The following is a 21,748-nucleotide window of genomic DNA, read 5'->3' as shown; positions in this document are numbered from 1 at the left end:
GATGCCATCCGTGCTGAGGCCATCCGTGTTGAGGCCGACTACGATAAGGCCGTCATATCTACGCCCCCATCACGTTAGTGCGGCCCGCCGCACCCGGCCCTCGCACCACGCTTGGATCAAGGTGTTCGATCCCCTCAGGGGTCACCAGCACCACCCGTGCCGTCGAAATATCGAAGAACAGGCCCGTTGCCTGGACCCGCCCTGCTGCAAGCGCCGGTCCCACCACAGGGTGCTCCTCCAACTTGCGCAGCTGGACGGCGACGTTCACCATCCCCAGCTGATCCACGCGGCTGTATCCCGAGGCTTCAGCGGCAAGGGCAACGGGATGGCCGTCCACAAGTTCGCGGAAGCTCGGCCGTGCATGGTCCAGCCAAGCGTCGAACCCCGCCCCCAGGTTCTTGTTACCAGCCCCTTCCGCGTCGGAAATCACGGCCTTCATTGCCCCGCAGCTGGAATGTCCGCAGATCACAATCGAGTCGATCGCCAACGCCGTGACCGCGAACTGCAGCGCCGAATCAATGGAGGCATCCTGCCCGTCCGCGCTGACCACGTTGCCAACGTTGCGCAGCGTTAGAAGGTCGCCCGGGCCGCTACTGGTGATCAGGTTCGGATTGACACGGGAGTCTACGCAGGCAACAAACAGAGTGTCTGGATTCTGCTCATCGGCGAGGCCTTGGACCAGCGGGCGGACCCTATCGGCATAGCGTCGATGGTATTTGTCGATCCCCAAAAGGATCGATCGAAGCGGCAGCCGCTCGACGTCGTCGTACTCTTCCGATGCGGCATCCGCTGAAGGGACCGTCTGTGCAGACTGCCAGGTTGTCCGTGGCGGCAGCGGGAACTCCCGCGACTCCTGCCGCTGCGGCGAGCGGTGGGCGGCGTCCTTGAAGACCGTTGTGCCGTGCTCCTCCAGCAGGACAGTGCCGCCGCTTGAAGTGTGCTGCTTCTGCCAAGCGAGCAACGCCTCGTGGAAAGCATGGTCCAGGTAGTCGGCGTTCAGTTCCACCACAACGTTCCGGCCTTCGGGCACGGAATGCAGCACGCGGTTCAGCCTTGGCAGTGCGAAGAAGCTGCACGAACCGGCGATCGTCACACGCCAGGGAGCCGAAGGGACAGCGGGCGGGTGGATATGGATCGGCGCACGCAACACACGCCAAAGCACACAGGCCGACGCAAGTGCCAGGCCGATAATGACGCCTTCCAACAGGTTGAGGAACACCACGCAGCCCAGTGTCACGACGTAAACCAGGAGGTCACCGGTGCGGCGGCTGGTCTTGATGTCGGCGACTCTGATGAGTCGGGCACCGATCACCACCAAAAGGCCAGCAAGGACGGACAGCGGAATCAGCTGGATCAGCCCGGCGAACAATGCCGAGAAAACCAGAACCCATACGCCGTGCAGAACCGCCGATGTGCGGCTGGCAGCGCCGGCTTCAACGTTGGTGGCGCTGCGGACGATCACTCCGGTGACAGGCAGCCCGCCGAGCATGCCCGAAACCATATTCGCCGACCCCTGGCCGACCAGTTCGCGATTGAGGTTTGTGCGCGGTCCGTTCTGCATCTTGTCGACGGCCACCGCGGAAAGAAGGGATTCGATACTCGCGATCATGGCTACCGAGACGACGGCAAGCGCGGCGCCGCGCCAGTTGCCGTCGGGCAGGTTCGGCAACGCGACGGCGTCGAAAATGGAACCGTTAAAGGTGATGCGCTCAACCCCGGGCGCCATCGCCACAGAGAGTGCGGTGCCGGCAACGACGGCGGCCAGCGGACCGGGAATCCGGCGGACGGCGCGCGGCACGTACTTCCAGCCGAGCAAGATACCCACCACGGTGAGGCCAAGCAAGGCTGAGTGAAGTTCGACGTTGGTGATGGCGGCGGGCAGCGCTGCCACGTTTGCCAGCACGGATTCGGCCGGCTTGGAACCCAACAGCACTTGGGTCTGCTGTAGGACGATCGTTACGCCGATCCCGGCGAGCATCGCCTTGACCACAACGGGAGAAACGGCCAACGCTGCCCGTCCCACCTTGCTGATTCCCAACAGCAACTGCACGACGCCGGCAGCGGCCGTGATCGCGCACGTCACCGGCCAGCCGAACTCCTCAACAAGACCGGCAACGACGACGGTCAAGCCGGCGGCGGGGCCACTCACCTGGAGCGGGGCGCCACCTAGGCAACCCGCAACGATTCCGCCGACAGCTGCTGCGATCAGGCCAGCCATGACCGGAGCGCCGGAGGCTGCGGCGATGCCGAGGGATAGTGGCAGCGCAACGAGGAATACAACCAAGGAAGCGGGGAGGTCCGCGCTCAAAGTGCGGAGGAAGGGGACTCGGCCCAGCGCTGGGCGCTTGCGTGGTGTTCCCTGCGTTTTGCCTGATGGCGCGGTTCCAGGCGGCGTGGTTTCCAACGGCGCGGTTCCCGACGGCGCGGTTCCCGACGGCGCGGTTCCCGACGGCGTGGTTTCCAACGGCGTGGTTCCCGACGGCGTGGTTTCCAACGGCGTGGTTCCAGGCGGCGCGGTTCCCGACGGCGCGGTTCCCGACGGCGTGGTTTCCAACGGCGTGGTTCCCGACGGCGTGGTTCTCGGTGGCGTGGTTTCCGGCGGACTATGTGAGTGGTCGGAGATGTTGGTGGGATCTGTCGGCTGCGGCATGTTTTCCTTCGCTGGCGGGCAGGGTCCCTTCCACGGTAGAGGCGGTGTCACGACGCTTGACAACACTTTGTGATTTATATGACAAAAATAGTCAAATTTAGCTTAATATGGATGCAGGCAGCACCCCCTGGCTGCCTTGGGCACCAATACCCACACAAAAGGCCTCGGACTTCCGGGCTGTGTGCACTGCCCGGAAGGCCGAGGCCGTCCTTCCGCAAAATTGAACTGCGTCTGCGACTAGCGGCCCGCTACGACTAGAGGTCCGCTGCCACTAGCTCGTCCACCGCGGCGACTTCCTTGGGACCCTAGGTTCCCTTGTGAGGAACGCAGCGGTAAGTCCCAGCACACCAAGACCTGGTAGACGAGGGGCTACGCCCGGCCACCCCCAGGCTGCTGCTGTTGCCGCTAGGATCAGCGGAATTAACCCCGAGCGCACGGCGGAGAACTGGTAGCCGATGGACGCACCCGAGGTGCGAGTATTGGCGCTAAACAGCCCGGAGAACCAGGCGCCCTGCGCGCCACCATCTCAGTAGTGTTAAGTGGCGTCAAGAGACCTTTGTGAAGGGCCCTCATCCCGCCTTGCTCGAAGCACGGAAAGTGCGCGTCCACTGCCAGTTCCGGACATGCCGGAGTTGGAGCACAAAACTGTCGGAGCCTCCCGTTACAGTCCTAGACATGAACGCGATAGCCCTTTTGGAAACGGATTTTGTTGCGCCCTTGGGTCCCGCATCGGATCCCGAAACTGGCTGGCAGCTTGAGGCATGCCGCGACTGCGCAAAGACTCTTGGCGATGCCGAGCTCCTTCTCAGTGGCGACGAATACCGGTGCACTGATTGCGCGGACCTGGCAGCTCACAACGGTGAGTGCCGCGATTGTGGTCGTCTGCTGGCAGACGCCGATTTTGTCGCCGGGTCTTGCGCGGACTGCCTGGCCTAACTTCCGCACCTCCCGGGCTGCGGGAAGGACAGCGCCCGCGCTGGGCTGAATCTGGTCAGCGCCCGCTGCCATCTGCCAACCGCACCCGTCCGCCCTGCAACCAACTTGCCAGTACTAGGCCATCCAGGCCCTCTGCCTGGTGAGTTCGCCGGCACAAGGACCGGTGCCCGTCCCTCGGCCTCGTGAGCTTGCCGGCACAAGGACCGGTGCCCGTCCCTCGGCCTCGTGAGCTTGCCGGCACAAGGACCGGTGCCCGTCCCTCGGCCTCGTGAGCTTGCCGGCACAAGGACCGGTGCCCGTCCCTCTGCCTCGCCTGGCCCCAGGACCGGTGCCCGTCCCTCGGCCTCCTGAACCTGCCGGCACAAGGACCGGTGCCCGCCCCTCTGCCTCCTGAGCCTGCCGGCACAATGACCGGTGCCCGCCACTTTGCCTTGCCCGGCCCCAGCCCGCCGCGAGAGGGCTCTTGGCATTGATGACTCCCTTGTTTGGTGGATCATGGAGCAATGGACGCGATCGAGGCCCTCGACGAAATCGCCTTCTGGCTTGAACGAGGCCAGGCGGCGAGTTTCAAAGTTCAGGCATTTCGAAAGGCCGCCGACGTTATCAGGCAGCTGACCCCTGACGACCTCGCGCAACTCGTGGAGAGCGGGCGCCTCACAAGCCTCAAGGGCATCGGCAGCCGCAGCGCGGAGGTGATCAGCCAGGCCGTTGAAGGCCGCACCCCCGAGTATTTGGAGGACCTTCGCCAACGAGGGGCGGGGTCACTCACTTCGAGCGGCCTTACCGCAGCCCTTCGAGGAGACCTGCACAGCCACAGCAATTGGTCGGATGGCGGTTCGCCGATCGCCACGATGGTGGCAGCTGCGCGCACCTTAGGCCGTGAATACTTGGCCCTGACCGACCATTCACCCAACCTCACCATCGCCAACGGACTCAGCGTCGAGCGGTTGATCGAACAGCTCGGAGTGGTGGACAGCATCAACTCCGAGCACGGCGATTTCACCCTTCTGAGCGGCATCGAAGTGGACATCCTGGAAGACGGCGCCCTTGACCAGATCCCGGAAATGCTGGAAGGTCTGGACGTTGTGGTGGCCAGCGTTCACTCGAAGCTCCGCGCCGACAAAAACACAATGACGCGACGCATGTTGAAGGCTATCCGCAATCCGTACACCAACGTCCTGGGCCATTGCACGGGCAGGTTGGTGCAGGGTTCACGAGGAACTCGCCCTCAATCTGAATTCGACGCTGCGAAGGTATTTGCGGCTTGCGCGGAGAACAATGTCGCCGTAGAGATCAACTCGCGTCCGGAACGCCAGGACCCACCCGACAACCTCATGAAAATGGCCCTCGACGCGGGTTGCCTCTTCAGCATTGACAGCGACGCGCATGCACCAGGCCAACTGGACTTCCTTCAGTACGGAGCCGAACGAGCCGAGGCCCAGGGCGTACCGGCAGAGCGAATCATCACCACCTGGCCGCTGGAGCGCCTGCGGGGGTGGCTGCATGCGAAGAAATGAGCCACGGCAGCTGGACTCCATGATCGGGTCCGCATGCAGATACAGGCCTGTGGCCTCGCACGCCGGCACCGGTAAGCCCAAGAGTCAATGGCGCGGGGACACCCTGAATTTCCCCTTCTCAGTTTTGGTGCCGGCTGTAAGCAGCAGCCATGAATTTCCTGCCGCGAACAACCGGACCGCGCCTTCCAAGCAGCAGTAGATTGGTCTTAAGAGGTGCGTGAAGATGTCCTTGGCCGTTCTGGTACTGCTTGTCCTGCTGGCTGCACTTGCCCTTGTGGCGATGTTAGGTACTGTGCTCGTCGTCATTCACGACGGCCGGGGCCATTTGCCGCCAGAAGAATCAGAGTACGCATGGACTCCCGGCCAGCTCCCGAACCGCCCGTATTCGTCACCATCGATCCGCCCGTAAGCAACGCAATAAAGTCCCATCACATCCACTGCGAACTTCCCCTTGCAGCTGGTATCCCGCATTCGATGGCAGGTCAGGCATGGGCGGAGTAGGCGCCTCCATCCACGCTCTGGGTTTCAGTCCTGCCGGCCCAACCTTCCGCGCAATGCGGCCACGCCCCACGCTGCCAACATCATGGCCACCAGCAACAACCCGGCGTCGCCTAGATGCACTTCGTCCAACCAGGAGGTCACGGGGTCATTCAGGCCGAAGGCTGCGTTGAGGAATCCGCCCAGGGTGATTACCGATATGATCAGCGCCGACACAGCCGATAGTCCAGTGACGGCGGCGTTGAAACCGAGCTTGCGTCGGGGATCGTTGAGCGCGGACCTGTACATGTTCAGCATGGCAACACCGTTGAGGCAGTCGCACAGGGTCATTGCGGCCGTGAAAGCCAGCGGCAGCCCGAGCAAGGCTAGCGGCGAGACACCGGCGAGTGAGGCCGCCGTCGTCATCACCAACAGGCCAATGGTGGTTGCTGTATCGAAGCCCAGGCCGAACAAGAAGCCGATCACGTAAATATTGCGCGGGCTCTGGACCCGGGATAGCGGCCGGGCCAACAGGCGGGCGACAAACCCCCTCGCTTCAAGGTCCTCGAGGGAGATCTGGCCATGACGCTTCGCTTCCCTGTACACCTTGACTGTCTGGAGGAAGGCGTGGCCGTTGAAGAGGCCCATCAGCAACAGGAAGAGGCCAGAAACACCGCTGCCAACCAGACCCAACACAAGGTTGCCGGTGGTCCCGTCCTCCATGAACTGTCCAACGAGTGCTGCACCCGCAACCACCAGAACCCCGGCCAGAATCACCACCGAACTGTGGCCGAGGCTGAAAGCAAAGCCCACGCTGACGGGATCCTTGCGTTGCGCCACGAACTTCCGCGTCGAGTTGTCGATGGCTGTGATGTGATCCCAGTCGTAGCTGTGCTTGACGCCAGCCAAATAGGCGGTCATCACGAGGCCCAAGACCGTCGGCGTACCAGACCCCATGGTCCCAATCAGGAGCATCGCACCGGCGGCCAGATGGAGGGCGGCTACGGCACCGAACGTCCAAAGTAAACGCGTCCGCACAGGCAAGTGTTCACGGCGGCGGTAAAGGGCGGCCAGCTCCGCCAGCCTTGTCATCAATGCTTCCTTAACTCAATCGGCCCCTGACCGTGCCACTCCCTACGGAGGTAGGCAGTGCAGTCACTGAGCAACCGGTGTAGTTCCCCGGTGCTGTTGGATAGCGCACGCAGAACCAGCCCGGTGGTTCCGCTGACCGTTGCAGTAAGTGAAACACCGGTGTAGGCCTCGCGGGGATCTGTGAGCGTGTGTAGTTCGTCCGCGAGGGCTTGGTCTACGCGGCGATCTACGACAATAAGCGACCCCACGTGGCTGTAGCCCTCCATAAAGCCAAGCCCTGTCACATCCCTTGCAGGCGGACGGATGAGCAGGTTATCCATTGCCAACAGCTTCGCGCCTGACTCGTCCTCCACGTGGATTTCGTTGCGTAGCCGCAACTCCTGGTACTTGAAAGCCGCGCCGTCGGGAGACCATCCGGGGGTGATGATTTCGGTCAAAACAAGGCTCGACGACGGTCGCAAAGTAACGTGCGACCTTTGCCGATAGCTGGCGTCCCGGTAAGCGATGAGCTGGTCTGGCACCATCTCCAACCGCGCGCCTTCCCCGAGCCGAATCTCCATTCGTTGCTCAGCAAAACACCCAGGCGTCCGATAAACCTTAGTGGCGGACTGCGTAGTCAGGAGCAACGAAGCCCCCGCCTGCACCTCCATGTCCAGTACATAGACGTCCCCACCGAGATAAGCCCCACCCGGATTTACAACGACATAACAAACCTGGCCAGACCCATCCAGATAGTGCGGTCGTATCACCCTTAAGGCACCCTGATGGTACTGATGCGTGGCAACGGATCGTCCGCCGCGCACACCAACGCGCAGTTCGAGCGCCCCCATGGGTGAGCAATCAGATGCCCAACTAGCAGCAGCAGAGTCGGGCATGGGCCGAGGCGTGGCGCTGCCCGCAAGGGGCCCACGGGCGCGACCTTCCCAACTTGAGCTCGCGATGGTTGGGAGGGGACGGGCACCGCCCCCTGCACCCGGCTCAGTTTCCAAGCCAGAAGCGCTCACCAGGGGTGGGGACACTGTCAGCCTGGCGCGGACGGTGCCGCTCATGAGGCCAGGTCGAGCATCAGGACATCGTGCCGAATCCATTGGATGACCCTATCCAGCCCCTCGTCAGTCTTGAGGTTCGTGAAGCAGAAGGGCCTGTCACCGCGGAATTCTTTGGAATCCCGCTCCATGACTGAAAGGTCCGCGCCGACGAACGGTGCGAGGTCGGTCTTGTTGATGATGAACAGGTCTGATTTGATCATGCCTTGTCCGGCCTTGCGCGGGATCTTCTCTCCCTGGGCGACGTCGATGATGTAGATCGAGAAATCTACAAGTTCCGGGCTGAACGTGGCGGAAAGGTTGTCACCGCCGGATTCGACGAAGATAACCTGCAGATCCGGGTGCCGGCGCTTGAGTTCTTCGATGGCTGCGGTGTTCATGGATGTGTCTTCGCGGATGGCGGTGTGGGGGCATCCGCCGGTTTCGACGCCGATGATGCGGTCCTCGGGCAGGACTCCATTGGCCGCGAGGATCTTGGCGTCCTCGATGGTGTAAATGTCGTTGGTGATGGCGGCCATTGAAATTTCGCCGCTCATATGCCGGGTCAGGCGCTCGACGAGTTGCGTCTTGCCCGCCCCAACGGGCCCTCCGATGCCGATCTTAATGGGCTCAGGCATGATCTTTTCTCCTCTTCTAGCTCATGAACATGCGGGCGCGCTGCCGCTCGTGCCGCATCTGCGAAATCTCGAGTCCGGGGCTAACAGCTCCAAAGTCGTCCCAGCCAAGGTGCCGGACGCATTCGATGGCGGCAGCGACGTCGTCGTGCGCTTTCCGCAGGATGCGCTGTCCGGCGTTTTGGCCGAGCGGGATGGCGCGGACGGCGTTTTGCGTCAGCGAGGTGACGCTCGCAAACAGGTAGGCAGCCAGGGCTGCCTCGAACGGGACGCCCAGCGAGCGTGCGACGACTGCAAACGCCAAGGGCTGATGCCCCGCGGCCTGCCCCTCCCTCACGAGGGAAATGTAGGCATCCAGTTCGGGAGACGGAAACACCTCCACGCCAATTTCCAGCAATCGTCCGCCCATCTTGGCACTGGCCTCCCGCACCTCCCGGGGAAGCAACTGAGCGTTCAGGTGAGCATCCAGTTCAGCAAGATCACCACCCTCATAAAGGAACCGAACGGCCAAAGCATCCGAATAGGTGAGCTGCTGTCCCACAAAAACAGTCAACCACCGCCCGAACGATTCCTCGTCGAACACCACCCTGCGCTCGATATACGTCTCAAACCCGAACGAATGAGCAAACGCCCCAGTCGGAAGGGCTGAGTCACAAAGCTGCTGGAGAGCCAGTTGATAGTCATTCATCTACAACCCCTCCCTTTGCCTCGAAGATGGGGCACCGAAAGGGCGGGACAGCTGGCGGCGTCCCGGACTTTGAGGCCGCGGCGTGACGTTGCCCGCGGAGGCCCCAGCCGCGAAGTCCCCGACCCGAGCCTGCGAGCGTTGGAAGTGGCTGGGAACGCACAGCCCCCTTCCCAGCGAGCGGCCCCCAGCCGCGAAGTCCCCGACCCGAGCCTGCGAGCGGTGGAAGTGGCTGGGAACGGGCACGACCCCGGGAGCCCCCGGAGCCCGTTCAGTGCGTATGTTCTGCATGGCGAAACGGCACCGGCATGATGCGTTCTTGGCGGCTGAACGGGACGCCAACGTGCTTCAGGTAATCCTCGACGGTGTGGTCGTATTGGCACACCATCACTTCGGCGGCATAGTCGGAGTCCGCGTCGAAGAACTGTGCCTGCAGGTGCCTGTTCCCAAGCGAGTGCGCCACGACGCCCATTTCGTAGACGCTCCGCGGCGCGATCACGAGCACGTCTGTGGGCAGCACGGAAATCACCACGATGTTGGAGTCCGTGACGTGCAGGATGTCCCCATCGCGTAGGTCCCCAGAGCCGGAGGGGAGGCGAATGCCAATTTCCTGCCCGTGGTCCGTGGTGACCCGCTGGATGCGCTTGACCAACTGCGCGCTGGACAGGACTACTTTCTCTTTGTGCAGCTGGGCCAGCGCGGCGGCCTCGGCCTGCGGCAGTTCGTGCAGGTTGCCGAGGATCTTCTCGATGATCATGTTCTAATCCTCCCGCTACCTAGAACAGGAAGTACCGCTGCGCCATGGGCAGCTCGTCGGACGGCTCACAGGTGACTTCTTCGCCGTCGACTGTCACCTTATAGGTTTCCGGATCGACGGCGATGTCCGGCGTTTCGCCGTTGAATTTGAGGTCCCCTTTGCTGAGGTTCCGGATTCCCGAAACGGGCCTGATGAGCTTCTCCAAACCGAGCTGCTCCGGCACGCCAGCGTCGATGGCGGCCTTGGACAGGAAAGTGATGGACGACTTCTGCACGGACTTGCCGTAGGCACCGAACATGGGACGCATAGTGCGGGGCTGCGGCGTGGGGATGGACGCGTTGGAGTCGCCCATCAGCGCGTAGGCGATCTGTCCACCCTTGATGACGAGCTCCGGTTTCACCCCAAAGAACGCCGGATCCCACAACACCAAGTCGGCAAATTTGCCGACTTCAACCGACCCGATGATGTCCGCCATTCCTTGGGCGATCGCCGCGTTGATGGTGTATTTCGCGATGTACCGCTTGATGCGGAAGTTGTCGCTGTCCGATCCGTCGCCGTTGGGAGCACCGTGGGCCTCTCCGGAGGCATCACGCAATATCCCGCGCTGCTTCTTCATCTTGTCGGCCACCTGCCACGTGCGGGTTACCACTTCCCCAACTCGGCCCATCGCCTGCGAGTCGGAGGAGGTGATGGAGAAGATGCCGAGATCGTGCAAGACATCCTCGGCAGCGATGGTTTCGGCACGGATGCGTGAGTCGGCGAATGCCACGTCCTCAGGGATGTCCGGGTTGAGGTGGTGGCACACCATCAGCATGTCCAGGTGCTCTTCGATGGTGTTTCGCGTATACGGGAGTGTGGGGTTGGTGGAGGCAGGGAGGACGTTGGGGAGCCCCGCAATCTTGATGATGTCCGGTGCGTGGCCGCCACCCGCGCCCTCGGTGTGGAAGGTGTGGATGACACGGCCGTCGATCGCCCGGATGGTGTCTTCCACGAAGCCGCATTCGTTGAGGGTGTCCGTGTGGATTGCCACCTGGACGTCGTACTCATCTGCGACCTTGAGTGATGTGTCGATGGACGAGGTTGTGGAGCCCCAATCCTCGTGCACTTTGAGTCCAACGGCACCGGCGCGGATCTGTTCGGCAAGTGGTTCGACGGCGGAGGCGTGACCTTTCCCGAGGAGGCCGATGTTGATGGGCAGTCCCTCGGCGGCCTGGAGCATGCGGGCAATGTGCCATGGCCCTGGAGTGACAGTGGTGGCCTTGGTGCCCTCGGCCGGTCCTGTGCCGCCGCCAACCATGGTTGTGACGCCGTTGCACAGCGCCGCGGGAACCTGTTCCGGGGAAATGAAGTGGATGTGCGTGTCTATGCCACCAGCGGTGAGAATCTTCCGCTCACCCGCGATGATCTCCGTGGAAGAACCAATGACAATGTCCACGCCGTCACTGATCTGTGGGTTCCCGGCCTTGCCGATCTTGAAGATGTGGCCGTCCCTGAGCGCTACGTCCGCCTTGTAGATCCCCGTGTAATCGACGATCACCACATTGGTTATCACGGTGTCCGGCACCCCGCCGCCGGAACCGATGCCGCCGGAACCAACACCGCCCCCGGAATCAACTCCGTCACGTGTGACCTGTCCGTTTTGACCCATGCCATCACGGATCACCTTGCCGCCGCCGAAGACGACTTCCTCGCCGTAGACGGTCAGGTCCTTCTCGATCTCCAGGAACAACTCGGTGTCCGCGAGGCGGATGGCGTCGCCCGTGGTCGGACCGTATAGGTCCGCGTACTGCTTGCGCGACATTTCGAAACTCACGCGTCGCTCCCTTCCGCTGCGGCAGCGCCGCCGTCGTTGTTTCCATTGGTACCGCCGCTGGGACCTGCCTTTAGCGGGCCGTTGACGGCGTTGGAAAGGCCAAAGACTTGCCGATTGCCAGCCATCTCCACCAGCCGGACAGTCTTGCTGTCGCCGGGTTCGAAGCGGGCCGCTGTTCCGGCGGGAATGTCCAGGCGGCGGCCGTAAGCGGCCTGTCGGTCGAATTCAAGGGCCTGGTTGGCCTCGGCGAAGTGGAAGTGCGAACCCACCTGCACGGGGCGGTCGCCGCGATTGATGACGTCGACTTCGATCGCCTCACGCCCGCTGTTGATGCTGATCGACTCCAGCCGAAGTCGGTATTCCCCGGGGATCATCAGGGCCTCCTAGCGGATCGGGTGGTGGACGGTGACGAGTTTGGTGCCATCAGGGAACGTGGCTTCGATCTGCACGTCGTGGATCATCTCAGGCACGCCCTCCATCACGTCATCGCGAGTTAATAGTGTGGTGCCGTAGCTCATTAGCTCGGCCACGGTTTTGCCGTCCCGGGCGCCCTCGACGAGCTCGTAGCTGATGACTGCCACAGCCTCCGGATAGTTGAGCTTGAGCCCCCGGGCCTGTCGCCTACGAGCGAGGTCGGCAGCGACCACAATCATGAGTTTTTCCTGCTCACGGGGCAACAGATGCATGGGCTCTCCTCGGTGTTTCCGGCTCGGCACGCCGACCAATGTGTCCAGCGTAGGCCCACCACATTTCAGCCCTGTTACCCGGACAGCGCTATGTGCACAAAATGGCCGGTTCTTTCAGTCCCGAAGCGCCAGCACCGCTGGCCGCCCCGACGGTGTGAAATAGACCAGTTACAGGCGGCTCAGGTATAAGGATTGTGACGCAGCTTCAAGGATTGTCTACAATAGGATTATTCAATCTGGCCCTAGAAGGCAATAGGCAGTACGATTGTTGACAATGATTCGGCAGCTTGAAAGGTCATAGTGATGCCATGAACCTCCGCGAAGGGCTGCAGCCAATTACCCAGGAATCCACTCCATCGCTGATCGCCGCGCAGCTTCGACGGCTCATCGGCCAGGGTTCGCTGGCAGCGGGAGCACAGCTGGTGGAAATGGACATCGCCGGGGAGTTGGGCGTGAGCCGAGGTCCCGTCCGGGAGGCCATTCAGAGGCTGACCCAGGAAGGCCTTCTGGTCAGCGTCAGGAACCGCGGCGTTTTTGTGGCGGAGTTCAGCGAGGCAGATATCCGGGATATCTATGAGGCCCGGACGGCGGTAGAAAAGGCCGCTGCAGGAATCCTGGTCATTGGCGAGCATGAGCGTGCTGGCCGTGAGCTTACTCAACGTGTTGATGCCATGGAGGAAGCGCGGAAAGCCAATGACTCCGAAGCCATGACAGAAGCCGATATCGCATTTCACGAATGCCTTGTGGCATTTGCCTCCAGCCCACGCCTCGCAAGAATGCACGCGACGCTGTTGACAGAGACCAGAATGTGCCTGAATCGGCTCGAGGGCCGTTATGCCGATGAATCGGTCCGTGTGGCAGAACATCAAGCCATCGCAGAAGCCATTCGGGATGGCAGCAGCGAATTGGTCACAAAGCTCTTGGACTCCCACAAGGACGATGCCTTGGCACGGCTTCTCCCCCAGGGACAGCATTCCACCACGTCACAGCGCTCCGACCTTGGACAAAGCGCGTAACCAGCGGCGCTTCGGAAGCCCCGGTTCGATGCTTGACGACCTACAGACCGGTTCAACGACATTGCCCTCCGCCAACGCTTCCCGTTTCCTTGACCAGGCCGGAGCTCAATTCAATTGTTTTCAGCCCCACTCCGGCCACGTCACTGATTCCGTCCGCGCAAAATCCCTCCTTAACAGCGACACCGAGGAGTGGGTGGTCCGCTGGATCAGGAAAGCCGGCGGTTGGCAGCACCGCACCAACACACCAAAGGAAAACACATGTTCGAAGAATTCGATGCCCTTAGCTTCGACTGCTACGGCACCCTCATCGACTGGGAAGCAGGCATCGCCGCCGTCCTGGGGCCGTGGGGACGCGCCGCCCGGCCGGAACTGACAGATGAGGACCTGCTGCTCGCCTACGCGGACGAAGAAGCCCGTATCGAGCGCGAGAACCCCACAGCCCTCTACCCCCAGGTCCTGGCAGAAGCCTTCCGCGCAACAGGAGCCAAGCTCGACATCCCCGTATCCGACGCCGACGCTGAGACGCTGGGCAACTCGGTCCCCGACTGGCCAGCCTTCCCAGACTCCACCGAAGCCCTGCAGAAGCTGAAGACCCGCTTCAAGCTGATCATTCTGTCCAACATCGACAACAAGAGCTTCGCAGGCAGCAACGCCCGGCTCGGCGTCGAATTCGACCGCATCATCACCGCAGAGGAAGTGGGCAGCTACAAGCCATCGGAAAGGAACTTCGACGCCCTGAAGGCGTACGTCAACAGCGAAGGCCTGAAGGTCCTGCACGTCGCACAGAGCCTGTTCCACGACCACGTGCCAGGCAGGAAGGCGGGCATCAAGGGCGTTTGGATCAACCGCCGCCACAACCGTCCGGGTTGGGGCGCCACGCCAGACCCCGCTGCCGAGGTGAAGCCCGATTGGACCTTCAACTCGATGGCCGAGTTCGCCGACGCAGCTGTCCCGCAGACCGTCACCTCAAAGTAGCTTCCGACCAGCCCCGCTAAGCGGCGTCGGCAGTTGCTGCCGTCGTCGGAGCAGTGCCGGCCGCAGCCGCAGTCTAGGAAAACCATGCCCCACGATGTCCTCACCACGCCCGGAAACGGAAAGGGACGCGAACCGTCCCGTTCCCCTGAAAAGACGCCGCACCGCGCGGAAGTCCTGGCCAAGCTTCTGGCCGCGGGTGTGCCTGCGGAGGCATCGGGTCACCGGGTGGCCACGTACTCCTACGATGCGTCAAATTATCGGGTCCCGCCCCTGGCGGTGGTGTTTCCCCGCAGCGCGGACGACGTCGTGGCTGTACTGGCTGTGTGCAGGGAGACGGGCACTCCCGTGGTCAGCCGGGGCGGGGGGACGTCCATGGCCGGAAACGCGATCGGCCCGGGCATCGTCCTGGACTTCTCCCGCCACATGAACCGGATCCTGGCCATCCACAAGGACACCGAAACCGCCGACGTCGAGGCCGGCGTCGTGCTTTCCCAGCTCACCCGCGAAACTGAGCGCGCCACCGGCGGGACCCTGACTTTCGCGCCGGACCCGTCGTCGAAGAACCGCGCCACCATCGGCGGCGCGATCGGCAACGACGCGTGCGGCAACCACTCCGTCCGGTACGGCCGCACCTCGGATCATGTGCATGAGATCGACGTCATCACCTCAGACGGCGCCCGGCTCACCGCGTTCGACGGCGGCCTGAGGGCTACCGATGCGGCCGACGCCTTCTCGGTGTCACGGGCCTTCGAACTCGGCGAAGACCTGAAGAAGCTCGCCCAGGACAACCTCGCGGCTTTTCGTTTGGAACTTGGCCGCATCCAGCGCCAGGTCTCGGGTTACCACTTGGCCAACCTGCTGCCGGAGAACGGGCTGAACGTGGCCCGGGCGCTGGTCGGCACGGAGGGAACCTGCGCCGTCGTCGTACGGGCCCGGATGAAGCTGGTGCCGAAGGCGCCCAGCGCCCTGCTGGTCTGCCTCGGCTACGCAGACGTAGTGGACGCCGCCAGGGATATCGAGACGATCCTTGAGTTCTCACCGGCAGCTGTCGAGGGAATCGATGAGGCCATCGTGGACACCATGCGGCTCCGCCGCGGGAATGATTCCGTGCTGGGGCTCCCGGAAGGCAGGGCCTTCCTGTACGTGGACCTCGACGGCGACAATCCGGAAGAGGTCCACCGGGAGGCAAACCGGCTGTTGGAGCGGCTCGCCGCGAGCGGTCGGCTGGTTGACGGTCGGGCGGTCCCGGACGCTACGGAACGGGCAACGCTATGGAGTGTTCGCGAAGACGGTGCGGGCCTGTCGTCCAGGCCTGCAGGCGGCGGCGAATCCCAGCCGGGCTGGGAGGACTCAGCCGTCGCTCCGCAGAACCTGGCGGCCTACCTGGCCGATTTCCGCAAGCTGCTGGCCGAGTATGGGCTGACCGGAATCATGTACGGGCACTTCGGCGCAGGGTGCATGCACATCCGCATCACCTACGACCTGCGCAGCGAACAAGGCCGCAGCGTGTTCCGCCGCTTCACCCAAGCTGCCGCGGAGCTTGTGGTGCGCCACGGCGGTTCGCTGTCCGGCGAGCACGGCGATGGGCGCGCCCGCTCAGAGTTCCTTCCCGTGATGTACTCCCCCACCATGCTGGCCGCTTTCGGGGCCTACCGGAGATTGTGGGACGGTGCCGGGATCCTCAACCCGGGCTCCATCACCGAAGCTGAACCGATCGACGCCAATCTCGCCCTCGACGGCGTCCCGGACCGCGAGTGGCGAACCCACTTCGAGCTCCGGCCCAAGGAGGGCAGTGGGTCTGGCATCGATCCTTGGGTGCACGCTGTCCAGGCCTGCATTGGGGTCGGCCGGTGCCGCTCCGATTCCGGCGGGGTGATGTGCCCCAGTTTCCGGGCGACCGGCGACGAGAAGGACTCTACGCGCGGCCGGTCTAGGGCACTCCAGGACATGGTCCGGGGTGCAAAGACCATCGACGAAGGCTGGAAGTCGGAGGACGTCCGCGAAGTCTTGGACCTGTGCCTGGCCTGTAAGGCGTGCTCCAACGACTGCCCCACGGGTGTGGACATGGCCACCTACAAGTCGGAGTTCTTTTCCCATTACTACGAGGGCAAAATGCGGCCGATGTCGCACTTCTCCCTCGGATGGTTGCCACGCTGGCTGAAGCTCACCACTCGCATTAGCCCCCTGGTCAACGCCGTTATGGGAAGCCCGCTGGGCAAAGTCATCGCGGCGGCGGGCGGGCTCACCACCCAGCGGGCCATGCCGCGGTTCGCGTCACGAAAGATGCTCCGGCGGGAGCTCGCCACGTTCAAAAAGGCGCCCGCGGCTGCTGACGTTGTCCTTTTCGTCGATTCCTTCACCAAGGGTTTCCGCCCGGAAGTAGCGGGCGCAGCCGCGCGCGTCGTCGAAAACACGGGCCGACAGGTCGCCTGCGAGAGCGATGCCTGCTGTGGCCTGACCTGGATTTCAACGGGCCAGCTGGACACCGCCAAGACGATGATGGCCAAGGCCGTGGAGAAACTCGACGACGGCGGCGACGCGCCGATCGTTGTCATCGAGCCTAGTTGCGCGGCGGCTCTGAAGAAGGACGGCCCCGAACTGCTGGGCACGGAAGCCGCCGAGCGCGTTTCGACCCGGATCCAGAGTTTCGCGGAGGCTGTCAAAGGATGGCTCGACGGCGGCTGGGAACCTCCCGCAGTGCCCTCGGCCGTGACCGTGCAGACCCACTGCCACGAATACTCAACCTTCGGCGCCACTGTACAGCGCAAGGCCTTGGCCGCCCTGGGCGTCGCAAACGTCAACGAAGCCACCGGGTGCTGCGGAGTGGCCGGGAACTTCGGCTTCGAAGCGAACCACTACAACATCTCCATGAAGGTTGCCCAGCAGGCCTTGGCGCCGGCCCTCGCGCAGACAGCAGCGGATACTCCAGTCCTGGCCGACGGCTTTAGCTGTGCGATGCAGGTCAAACAACTCGAACCCGGGCGCAGGAGCCTGCACCTGGCAGAACTCCTGGATCCCCTCAGCAATGTCCCCGCAACACAGACTCGCCGAGTCCCCAGATCTGAAGGAAAACAATGACTACTACGACCCAGTGGCAACGCCGGGCTCATGCTTCGCGAGCATCAGCTACAGGCTCGGGCTCATCCAACCAGGTGAGCTCGGAATCCGGGGTGTAGCCCTGCGCAATTGCAGTTGCGGTTGCACGCCACGCGGCCAACGCGGCCAAAAGCCGGTCGTAATGAGCGATTGAAGCGCAGGCTCGGGCAACGCTCACCATTTCCTTAGCGAAGGCCTGCTGCCCACGCCTACCGCCGCGCTTCCCGCCTGTGCTTGCGCACCTGCCAAATGGCCAGAAGGACAACGGCGACGGCGGCAACCGCCACGGCCGCGCCGCGCCCTACCGTGCGGGCCAGCTCTTCATACGAGTTGCCGGCAACGAACCCGAGGCAGACAAACAGCGCGCCCCATATGATGCCGCCGGTGAAGTTCCATAGGGCGAAGCGCCGGTACGGCATGCGACTCAGCCCGGCGAGCGCAGGCATCACGGCGCGGAAGAACGCGGTAAACCGGCCTAGGAAGACAGCCAGGCCGCCCCTCCGGGCCAGGAAATCCTCTGCCCTCTCCAATTGGGCCCTGCGTTTGTCCAGGATTTTCAGGCGCATAATGCTCGGCCCAACGTGCTTGCCAATTTCGTACCCCACCATGTCACCCACAATGGCAGCAACCACAACCACCGCGATGATCAGCCAGAGCGGCAGCGTGCCGCGGCTCGCTATCACTCCACCCACGACGGCGGCAGTCTCGCCTGGGATGACAAAGCCGATGAAAAGGGCATCTTCGGCAAACACCAGCGCGAAGACGATGCACACAATAACCAACGGACTGGCGTGGGTGAGACCGTCGAAGAGCGATTGCATGCGTTGAGTGTGGCAGATTCGGCTGCGCGCCTACAGGTCCATCACTCCCTTGGACCCGGCGACCACTTCGAGGAACTGAAACCGATCCGCCTCCCGTGACGTGGCGTTCGCATGCAGCAAACGTCGTGCCGGCAAAGGTCGTACCGGCAAACGTTAGGGCCGGCAAACGTCGTGCCAGCAAACGTTAGGGCTGGCTGTGGCGATTCGCCCTAGCCAGCCCTTTCCCCCTAGTCACCCGTGACCTCAACTCGATAATGTAAGCATACTGATGATTTTGGATTATGTCGTCAGGATGGGGGCAATTTTCTAAGGGAGACACGATGACCACAACAATTGAAAAGCGCGTACTAGTGGACGTTCCCGTAAAGACGGCCTACAACCAATGGACGCAGTTCGAGGACTTCCCGCACTTCATGGGCGGTGTGGAGAGCGTGCGCCAGCTCAGTGACGATCGGCTCCACTGGGTCGCCGAAATTGCGGGCATGAAGCGCAGCTGGGACGCGAGGATCGTAGAGCAGCTTCCTGACCGCAAGATTGCTTGGGAAGCCACGGAAGGTGCCCGAAATGCGGGATCTGTGCTGTTCGAGGATGCCGGAAACGGACAAACAGCCATCCAACTTGTCCTGGAATACGATCCCGAGGGCCTGCTGGAGAACGCCGCTGACAAACTCCACCTGATCGAGAATCAGGCGGAAGCGGATCTCAAGCGGTTCAAGGAATTCATCGAGGACGAGGGCTACGAAACCGGTGCTTGGCGCGGTACGATTCAGGGCGGCAGTGTCACGTCCGGTGTCGGCGGCGACACACTTGGCAGCGAAACCACTGCCAGCGACGCAGCGGGCCAAAAGCCCGACAGGATCGGCCGACCATTCGATCAAACGAACGAACTCGCAGATTTTGAAGGCGACTCGGATGAGACAGCTGCGAGCGATACCCAAAGTGCGGCCGAGCGCGAAGCCGAGAGCAAACCGAGTCCTGCGCCGGGCATCATCCCTCCCGTCCCGCCCACCGGAGGCTCGCTAGGCCAGCACTAAGCCTCGAGTAGCTCCGCTCAAGGGGCCGACTGGCGGATGCGGAGGGCGTATTCCGCGCGGGGTTGTTCGACGTCGGCACGCTCGCCTTTGCCTTCCACCCGGTCAATGAGCAGGTCAACTGCGCGTTGCGCGATCTCCGTTCGGCCCGGGGACACGGTGGTGAGCGACGGCGACGCGAAGCGCGCCTCATCGATGTCGTCGAACCCGGCGACCGCGACGTCGTCGGGAACCGAATAGCCGCGGACCAGCAGCTCGTGCAGCGCGCCCAGGGCGACGACGTCGTTGAGGCCAAACACGGCGTCGAATTCAACGCCGCTGGCCAGCAAGCGCGAGACGGCTTCGGCGCCGCCGTCGCGCCGCCACCCACAGGGGATGACCAAGGCGGGGTCGTACTCCACGCCGTTCGCCTTCAGCGCGTGGCGATAACCGATCAGGCGCAGGCCGTTGCTCCCGGTCGTGTCGCCGTCGTTCGCTCCCAGTACGGCGATTCGACGGCGACCCGAACCGAGCAGGTGGGCCGTCACCGCGGCCGCGGCGTCCTGGTTTTGGATCAGTACCATGTCCAGCCTTGGGTCTTCCACGAATTCACCCAGCAGGACCAGAGGCTTCTTACCGGCCGCCGCGATGATGTCATCGCCGCCGAGGGCCAAGGGGATAAAGAACAGCCCATCCGTGAGGTTGCGGAACTGGCCTTGGAGGGCCGCACGCTCGTGCTCGGCCTGGTTGGCTGACTGCTCAACGAGGACGCGGTAGCCGCGGTTGGACGCCGCCTTCATGATGTCCGAGGCGAGTTCGGCGTAGTAGGGAACGGACAGATCAGAGAGGACCAGGCCAAGCATGTTCGTTTTCCCCGAGCGCAGGCTCCGGGCCGTCAGGTTGGCTTCATAGCCGAGTTCGGCGATGGCCTCCAGGACCTTCTGCTTGGTGGCTGGCCGAATGAACTCATAGTTGTTGATGACGTTGGACACCGTTTTCAGGGACACCCCTGCTGCCCGGGCAACATCGTTCATGGTGACGGCCATCTGCGTTTCCTCCTACTGCGTTGAATACATCGTTGCAGATTGGAGGAACCGCGGCCGTCTATACCGGCAACGGCTCAGCGACCGGGGCTTCCTGGTTCCTGAGCGGCCTTGTCACCTGTTTCTCCACACAGGACGGCATGCCCGCCACAGCACCCATCGCCTGACGGCGGTAGGCGCTGGGCGACATGCCCATCAGTTCGGTGAAGCGTGTGCTGAAAGTGCCCAACGACGAGCAGCCGACGGCGAAACAGACTTCGGTGACGCTCAGCTCGCCGCGGCGCAAAAGCGCCGTCGCCCGCTCAATCCGCCTCGTCATCAAGTAGGCATACGGCGACTCGCCATAGGCGAGCTTGAACTGACGGCTGAGGTGCCCCGCGGACATGTTCACGCCGCGGGCCAGCTCCTCAACGTTCAGCGGCTGTGCGTACTCGCGATCCATCCTGTCGCGGACGCGGCGCAGGCGCGCGAGGTCGCTCAGGCGCTGCGCCGCCGCGATGTCAGCTTGCCCCATCGAGGGGTGGCACATCCGAGTACTCCTTAGCCTTGGCTCCGCTAACTGCCGGTAATTGACGGCTCAGCGAAGCTCTTGGATGCGGACCATGTTGCCTGCAGGGTCGCGGAATGCGCAGTCACGCATACCGTACGGCTGCTCGGTGGGCTCCTGGACCACCTCGGCGTCACTGGCCTGTATCTTCTCAAAGGTACCGTCGAGGTCGCGAGTGGCCAAGAGGATCCAACCGTAGGTGCCCTTCGCCATCATCTCCGTGATGGTGCGGCGCTCGTCTTGGGTAATCCCAGGGTCGGCGGCGGGCGGTGCGAGGAGGATGGAGATGTCGGGCTGGCCGGCCGGGCCTACCGTGATCCAGCGCATGTTCCCTTGTCCGAAATCGGTGCGGACCTCGAATTCCAGAATGTCGCGGTAGAAGGCAAGGGAAGCCTCAGGGTCCGTGTGCGGAAGAACTGTGGTGTGAATTGTGATGTCCATGTCGATAATCCTAGGAACGCCTGCGAACCTGCGCTTCTTGATTCCTGATCAATTCCGAGGCGACATTCCGGGCCTGTCACACGGAGATCATCGATGCGCAACGCCCCTGCAACATGCTGCGTGTTGACTGAGGACCGTGAGGCAAAGCACGCTGAGGGGATCCGATATGACCGCCACCAACAACTCCATCCGCACATCCGCAGAGTTGGCCTTGGGCGACTCCATCGAGGCCTGGCACAACGGACGGCTGTACCACCGCGGAACCGTAGTGAAGAAAGTCGCCGCCACGGAGCTGTTCTGGATTGAGGAAACCGCCACTGGCCGGAGGCGTTTGCTGGACATGGATTCCGTCGAGATCGTCCGGGTCCCGCAGGCTCCGCAAACCCAGCCGCCGGCACAGCCTAAGGCAGCAGCGCCGTCGTTCTCGCCCTATCCGCTCTTCCAGGACGGGACTAAGTTGCAAGATGAGCTGCAGCGCCGGGCCGGAACCCGACTTCACGGCGGCACGCAGGCAATCGCCTGATCG

At 63.0% G+C, this 21,748-nt stretch carries 22 protein-coding genes; 8 read left to right on the top strand and 14 right to left on the bottom strand.

Annotation, left to right across the window (positions count from 1 at the left end; all coding sequences use genetic code 11):
• Positions 1-58: 58 nt before the first annotated feature.
• Entirely contained in the window at positions 59-2,404 is a 2,346-nt protein-coding gene (locus LD110_RS17440) for a SulP family inorganic anion transporter (protein ID WP_374200357.1), read from the bottom strand.
• Here LD110_RS17440 and LD110_RS17435 point away from each other — a divergent pair.
• The 3 genes from LD110_RS17435 to LD110_RS17425 all read left to right on the top strand — a co-directional run bounded on the left by LD110_RS17435 (position 2,394) and on the right by LD110_RS17425 (position 5,512).
• Positions 2,394-2,723 (top strand): hypothetical protein, encoded by a 330-nt coding sequence (locus LD110_RS17435; RefSeq protein WP_225500497.1) that lies wholly within the window; start codon positions 2,394-2,396, stop codon positions 2,721-2,723. The two genes, LD110_RS17440 and LD110_RS17435, sit on opposite strands and share 11 nt — an antisense overlap.
• A 1,366-nt stretch (positions 2,724-4,089) precedes the next feature.
• Positions 4,090-5,103: a PHP domain-containing protein gene (locus LD110_RS17430; RefSeq protein WP_225500495.1), complete on the top strand. Its 1,014-nt coding sequence runs from the start codon at positions 4,090-4,092 to the stop codon at positions 5,101-5,103.
• Positions 5,104-5,326: 223 nt separating this feature from the next.
• Positions 5,327-5,512, top strand: coding sequence for a hypothetical protein (locus LD110_RS17425; RefSeq protein ID WP_225500493.1), 186 nt, complete (start codon positions 5,327-5,329; stop codon positions 5,510-5,512).
• 116 nt (positions 5,513-5,628) lie between these two features.
• On the opposite strand, the gene LD110_RS17420 is transcribed toward LD110_RS17425, so the two are convergent.
• The 8 genes from LD110_RS17420 to LD110_RS17385 all read right to left on the bottom strand — a co-directional run bounded on the left by LD110_RS17420 (position 5,629) and on the right by LD110_RS17385 (position 12,273).
• Positions 5,629-6,672, bottom strand: a complete 1,044-nt coding sequence (locus LD110_RS17420; protein ID WP_225500491.1) for a HoxN/HupN/NixA family nickel/cobalt transporter — start codon at positions 6,670-6,672, stop codon at positions 5,629-5,631.
• On the bottom strand, positions 6,672-7,547 hold the full coding sequence (locus tag LD110_RS17415; RefSeq protein WP_225500489.1) for an urease accessory protein UreD: 876 nt from the start codon (positions 7,545-7,547) through the stop codon (positions 6,672-6,674). The genes LD110_RS17420 and LD110_RS17415 overlap by 1 nt, the downstream gene beginning before the upstream one ends.
• A gap of 170 nt (positions 7,548-7,717) precedes the next feature.
• On the bottom strand, positions 7,718-8,335 hold the full coding sequence (gene ureG, locus LD110_RS17410; protein WP_225500487.1) for an urease accessory protein UreG: 618 nt from the start codon (positions 8,333-8,335) through the stop codon (positions 7,718-7,720).
• Positions 8,336-8,351: 16 nt separating this feature from the next.
• A complete protein-coding gene (locus LD110_RS17405) occupies positions 8,352-9,020 on the bottom strand; it encodes an urease accessory protein UreF (protein ID WP_225500485.1) in 669 nt (222 codons plus the stop codon).
• Between the two features lie 268 nt (positions 9,021-9,288).
• Positions 9,289-9,774: an urease accessory protein UreE gene (ureE, locus tag LD110_RS17400; protein ID WP_225500483.1), complete on the bottom strand. Its 486-nt coding sequence runs from the start codon at positions 9,772-9,774 to the stop codon at positions 9,289-9,291.
• Between the two features lie 19 nt (positions 9,775-9,793).
• Positions 9,794-11,587 (bottom strand): urease subunit alpha, encoded by a 1,794-nt coding sequence (gene ureC / locus LD110_RS17395; RefSeq protein ID WP_225500481.1) that lies wholly within the window; start codon positions 11,585-11,587, stop codon positions 9,794-9,796.
• The gene (locus LD110_RS17390; RefSeq protein WP_225500479.1) at positions 11,584-11,961 is read right to left on the bottom strand and encodes an urease subunit beta; all 378 of its coding nucleotides are present in this window, start codon (positions 11,959-11,961) and stop codon (positions 11,584-11,586) included. The genes ureC and LD110_RS17390 overlap by 4 nt, the downstream gene beginning before the upstream one ends.
• A 9-nt stretch (positions 11,962-11,970) precedes the next feature.
• Positions 11,971-12,273 (bottom strand): urease subunit gamma, encoded by a 303-nt coding sequence (locus LD110_RS17385; protein ID WP_225500477.1) that lies wholly within the window; start codon positions 12,271-12,273, stop codon positions 11,971-11,973.
• A gap of 308 nt (positions 12,274-12,581) precedes the next feature.
• On the opposite strand from LD110_RS17385, the gene LD110_RS17380 reads away from it, so the two are divergent.
• The 3 genes from LD110_RS17380 to LD110_RS17370 all read left to right on the top strand — a co-directional run bounded on the left by LD110_RS17380 (position 12,582) and on the right by LD110_RS17370 (position 17,342).
• Positions 12,582-13,289, top strand: coding sequence for a GntR family transcriptional regulator (locus tag LD110_RS17380; protein WP_225500475.1), 708 nt, complete (start codon positions 12,582-12,584; stop codon positions 13,287-13,289).
• Positions 13,290-13,547: 258 nt separating this feature from the next.
• Positions 13,548-14,264, top strand: a complete 717-nt coding sequence (locus LD110_RS17375; RefSeq protein ID WP_225500473.1) for a haloacid dehalogenase type II — start codon at positions 13,548-13,550, stop codon at positions 14,262-14,264.
• An 84-nt stretch (positions 14,265-14,348) separates the two neighbouring features.
• Complete coding sequence (locus tag LD110_RS17370) at positions 14,349-17,342, top strand: FAD-binding and (Fe-S)-binding domain-containing protein (RefSeq protein ID WP_225500471.1); 2,994 nt, start codon at positions 14,349-14,351, stop codon at positions 17,340-17,342.
• 28 nt (positions 17,343-17,370) lie between these two features.
• Here the strand turns inward: LD110_RS17370 and LD110_RS17365 are convergent, their stop codons facing one another.
• On the bottom strand, positions 17,371-17,541 hold the full coding sequence (locus LD110_RS17365) for a hypothetical protein (protein WP_225500469.1): 171 nt from the start codon (positions 17,539-17,541) through the stop codon (positions 17,371-17,373).
• 28 nt (positions 17,542-17,569) lie between these two features.
• On the bottom strand, positions 17,570-18,181 hold the full coding sequence (locus tag LD110_RS17360) for a DedA family protein (protein WP_225500467.1): 612 nt from the start codon (positions 18,179-18,181) through the stop codon (positions 17,570-17,572).
• Between the two features lie 320 nt (positions 18,182-18,501).
• On the opposite strand from LD110_RS17360, the gene LD110_RS17355 reads away from it, so the two are divergent.
• Complete coding sequence (locus LD110_RS17355) at positions 18,502-19,215, top strand: SRPBCC family protein (RefSeq protein WP_225500465.1); 714 nt, start codon at positions 18,502-18,504, stop codon at positions 19,213-19,215.
• A 17-nt stretch (positions 19,216-19,232) separates the two neighbouring features.
• Here LD110_RS17355 and LD110_RS17350 read toward each other — a convergent pair whose 3' ends face one another.
• Genes LD110_RS17350 through LD110_RS17340 form a run of 3 tightly spaced genes read right to left on the bottom strand, consistent with a single transcriptional unit; the run spans position 19,233 to position 21,222 of the window.
• On the bottom strand, positions 19,233-20,237 hold the full coding sequence (locus LD110_RS17350; protein ID WP_225500463.1) for a LacI family DNA-binding transcriptional regulator: 1,005 nt from the start codon (positions 20,235-20,237) through the stop codon (positions 19,233-19,235).
• 58 nt (positions 20,238-20,295) lie between these two features.
• The gene (locus LD110_RS17345) at positions 20,296-20,763 is read right to left on the bottom strand and encodes a helix-turn-helix transcriptional regulator (RefSeq protein ID WP_225500461.1); all 468 of its coding nucleotides are present in this window, start codon (positions 20,761-20,763) and stop codon (positions 20,296-20,298) included.
• A gap of 48 nt (positions 20,764-20,811) precedes the next feature.
• Positions 20,812-21,222, bottom strand: a complete 411-nt coding sequence (locus tag LD110_RS17340; protein WP_225500459.1) for a VOC family protein — start codon at positions 21,220-21,222, stop codon at positions 20,812-20,814.
• A gap of 166 nt (positions 21,223-21,388) precedes the next feature.
• On the opposite strand from LD110_RS17340, the gene LD110_RS17335 reads away from it, so the two are divergent.
• Positions 21,389-21,745, top strand: a complete 357-nt coding sequence (locus LD110_RS17335) for a hypothetical protein (protein ID WP_225500458.1) — start codon at positions 21,389-21,391, stop codon at positions 21,743-21,745.
• The last annotated feature ends 3 nt before the right edge of the window (positions 21,746-21,748 follow it).

This window comes from Arthrobacter sp. M4 (genome assembly GCF_020251205.1).
Lineage (GTDB): Bacteria > Actinomycetota > Actinomycetes > Actinomycetales > Micrococcaceae > Arthrobacter.
The sequence above is the reverse complement of the archived record's forward strand: the minus strand, read 5'-3'. Positions and strand labels throughout refer to the sequence as shown.